This is a genomic window from Bradyrhizobium sp. P2_E8, from assembly GCF_056403875.1.
Genome location: NZ_JBFUES010000889.1, coordinates 1 through 3,116, shown reverse-complemented (window position 1 = coordinate 3,116; position 3,116 = coordinate 1). Strand labels below are relative to the sequence as shown.

At 63.5% G+C, this 3,116-nt stretch carries 3 protein-coding genes and 1 pseudogene; 1 reads left to right on the top strand and 3 read right to left on the bottom strand.

Annotated elements, in window-relative coordinates; genetic code table 11:
• Positions 1 to 693: pseudogene (locus tag AC1D00_RS33765) on the top strand (caspase family protein); the annotation flags it as partial.
• Positions 694 to 1,075: 382 nt separating this feature from the next.
• On the opposite strand, the gene AC1D00_RS33760 reads toward AC1D00_RS33765, so the two are convergent.
• The 3 genes from AC1D00_RS33760 to AC1D00_RS33750 form a co-directional block, all read right to left on the bottom strand.
• On the bottom strand, positions 1,076 to 1,564 hold the full coding sequence (locus tag AC1D00_RS33760; protein ID WP_135177727.1) for a cyclic nucleotide-binding domain-containing protein: 489 nt from the start codon (positions 1,562 to 1,564) through the stop codon (positions 1,076 to 1,078).
• Positions 1,565 to 1,692: 128 nt separating this feature from the next.
• Complete coding sequence (locus AC1D00_RS33755; RefSeq protein ID WP_477013651.1) at positions 1,693 to 2,331, bottom strand: ferric reductase-like transmembrane domain-containing protein; 639 nt, start codon at positions 2,329 to 2,331, stop codon at positions 1,693 to 1,695.
• An 11-nt stretch (positions 2,332 to 2,342) separates the two neighbouring features.
• On the bottom strand, positions 2,343 to 2,846 hold the full coding sequence (locus AC1D00_RS33750; RefSeq protein ID WP_477013652.1) for a peptidase associated/transthyretin-like domain-containing protein: 504 nt from the start codon (positions 2,844 to 2,846) through the stop codon (positions 2,343 to 2,345).
• Positions 2,847 to 3,116: the final 270 nt, after the last annotated feature.

The following is a 3,116-nucleotide window of genomic DNA, read 5'->3' as shown; positions in this document are numbered from 1 at the left end:
GCCAAGGCGCTGGCCGACAAGCAGGCCGCCGAGAAGGCGCTCGCCGACAAGATCGCGAACGACAAGGCGGCTTCCGAGCAGGCAGCAAGACAGGCGGCCGAAAAAACCCAGCGTGACGGCGAGCAGAAGGTCGCAGCCGTTGCCCCAACGCAATCGGCGCCCAGCCTCTCGCCGCAGGAAACGGCCAAACTGGTGCAGTCAGAACTCCGTCGCGTCGGGTGTCTGACGGGTGCAGCGGACGGCGAATGGAACGCCTCCGCGCAGCGCTCGCTGACGCTGTTCAACAAGCATGCCGGGACGAAGTTCGACACCAAGCTGGCGAGCTTCGACGCCCTCGACGCGATCAAGAGCAAGCAGGGCCGCGTCTGTCCGCTGGTCTGCGAGCACGGCTTCAAGGCGGATGGCGATACCTGCGTGAAGATCGCCTGCCGCGCCGGTTATCGCGTCAACGACGATAACGAGTGCGAGAAGGTCCAGGACAAGAAGCCGGTTGCGGTCCGCGAGGATGCCAAGCCTCGGGATAATGAGAGAAAGAAAGTTGAGTCCACACCGTCGAAGCCGCAGGCGACGGGACAATTGATTTGCAACGGTGCGGGCTGCCGTCCCGTCCGGCCAGGTTGTCGACTCGAATTTATGCGTGACGCCTACGGGGGAGGCGGTAGCGCGGCCCGCAACTTCGAAGTCYGCAACTGAGGACGAATGACAGGCGAAGAAGAAACCTTCGGTACATGAAGCTGCCGGCAGAACACTCCAAATACTCTCGTCGTATTCCGATTTGAGGCTAAATGGCCGCGCTTCGGCTATTGCCTCCTTGATATTTGCAGTCTGGTTGGGCTGCGGCTCCGCGCATGCCTGACGGCCTCGGCCGGCGTCGACTGGAACGCCTCGTCACAACGCTCGCTGACGCTGTTCAACAAATATGCCGGCACGAAGCTCGACGCCAAGCTCGCGAGCTTCGATGCGTTGGACCGATAGCCGCGGACGCAATCGTCCCGGATTGCGCGTCGCTCCATCCGCGCCACGAGTTTCGTCAAAAGGACCGAGAGCGAACTTGCGGCATCGCAGGGAAGCACATTCATCGCGCAGAGGGTTCCTCTTCGCCCACCTCGTGTCCGGTGAGGCGATCGTCGGAGCGGCGCAGCCGCCGGCAAAGCTCGCGATTGATGTTCTGCAGGACGATCACATAGGCGTGGATATCCGCCTTGTAGCACGCGTAGAGCTTTTGCGCCGTCAGCTCGTACAGCACCGTCGGACTCTCCGCGAGCACCGTGGCGGAGCGATTTTGCATTTCGATCAGCGACATCTCGCCGAAGAAATCGCCGGGCTCCAGAATGGAAATCGGGATGACGCTCCCCGAATTCGCCCGCTTGCTCACCGCCAGCCGACCGGATTTGACGATGAACATCGAGCGTCCCGGCTCGCCTTCCGCCACGACGGTCGCACCGGCATCAAAGCGGCGCTCGACCAGCATCGAAATCAGGAGGTCGAGGCTTGGGTCCGGGAGACCGCCGAAGAACGGCGTCGCGAGCAGGAACGCTTTCAGCTCGGGGGCACTGACAACCATCGCGAAAGGATACGCCGCGTCGCGATCTGCGGCAAGCAGAGCGCACACAGGCGATGACGACGCCCAACGTGCTTGAATCAACGTGCTTGAATAAAGACCTCTGTAAATCGCGATCAATCGCGCGTGGCCTACTGCGGCGCAATGCTCTCGCCGCGTAGCGTCCTTCGCCTTCGCCACACCTGCAGGTCAACCATGACTTTCACGGTTGCCGCGAGGACGAGCGCGCAGAGCGCCGCCTTCGAGATCGTCTCCATCGTCCCCTCGATCAGCAGGCAATGGACCACGCTGCCGGCGACGATGACGATCGCGAGAGGCACATGAATCAGGCGCCACGTTCGCAGTCGCAGTCCCAATCGCCGGCGCAGCGCGGCCAGAAGCGCAACAATGAAGATGGCCCACATGGCGGTCACGCCAAAGGGGGAGAACGGCGTCGGCGATGAGAAGGTCAGCGCGTCGATCATGTCGGGCGGGCTCGTGATCCAGAGGCCGGCGACGTGGATCACCACCGCCAGAGCAAGCGCGCCGCCGATCCAGTGATGGGCGCGCCGTCCGCGATAGGCCGACAGTCCCGGCAGGTATCCGCCAATCAGCAGGGGCTGAACCAGCACGAGGCCGAGGGCGACGATCCCCGCAAACCCGGCGAGGATGTAGACCGGACCGCGCCACGCGAGCTGCTCGCTTCCCGCTGCCTTGGCGATCGGCACGCCGATGGCCAAAGCAAGGGCGACCCAGATCAGGGGCGCCCGGGCCGATCTCCACCGCTTCATTTGCAACGCGGTCAGGCCGGCTGAAGGACGAAATGCGCTTCCAGGCTGGTTTCCTTTGCGCTCCGCATCACCGGCCGCAAAAAGACGGTTTTGAACTCGCCGCTGTCATAGGCGAGGTGACCATGCGGCTGGCCGAAGATGGGAATGATCTGCGGCATCTCGAGCCGGAACTTGCCGTCCTTGTCGGTGAGCGTGGCGCCATGACTCTGCGGCTCGTGCTCCTGCCCTTCGGTCGTGTGCGCCCAGATCTGGATGCGCTGCCCGGCGAGTGGAGCCCCGTCGCCGGCGCGGCGGACGGTACCGCTCATCCAGAAGCCGCCCTTGCCGATCCGGTCCACGATCGACGCGCCCTTGCGGTAGTTGTTCGCCCCACCCGACATCGACTCGGTCGGTGCGAGACCGTCCGCGCGGGCCGGCAACAGGAGTCCGGGAACCGCGCTTGCCAAAACCCCGGTTGCCAGGACGGAGCCGCCAGCAGCGAGGAGGTTGCGGCGGTTGAGTACGACCATGGTCATGTCCATTCCTCCTGGCGCCCGTACAACGGCTCCGGCAAGGGTACAACAACAGGCACCGAACGCCCAGTTGGGACAAAGGGCGCAACAGGTCGCAATAACAGTGTTGTGAACGGAGGCGCGGGCCGCTCAGACAGCTCCGTAGGATGGGTAGAGCGAAGCGAAACCCATCGAGGCCTTGCTCGATGACGAAACATGATGGGTTTCGCAAGTGCTCTACCCATCCTACGCGCTATTCAGCCACGCTTGCCCTGTTGTCGTTCTGTCTCTGTC

Bases quoted from the DNA above. Each gene is read 5' to 3' on its own strand.
- AC1D00_RS33760 (WP_135177727.1), bottom strand. From the start codon at position 1,564: ATGGTTGTCAGTGCCCCCGAGCTGAAAGCGTTCCTGCTCGCGACGCCG.
- AC1D00_RS33755 (WP_477013651.1), bottom strand. From the start codon at position 2,331: ATGAAGCGGTGGAGATCGGCCCGGGCGCCCCTGATCTGGGTCGCCCTT.
- AC1D00_RS33750 (WP_477013652.1), bottom strand. From the start codon at position 2,846: ATGACCATGGTCGTACTCAACCGCCGCAACCTCCTCGCTGCTGGCGGC.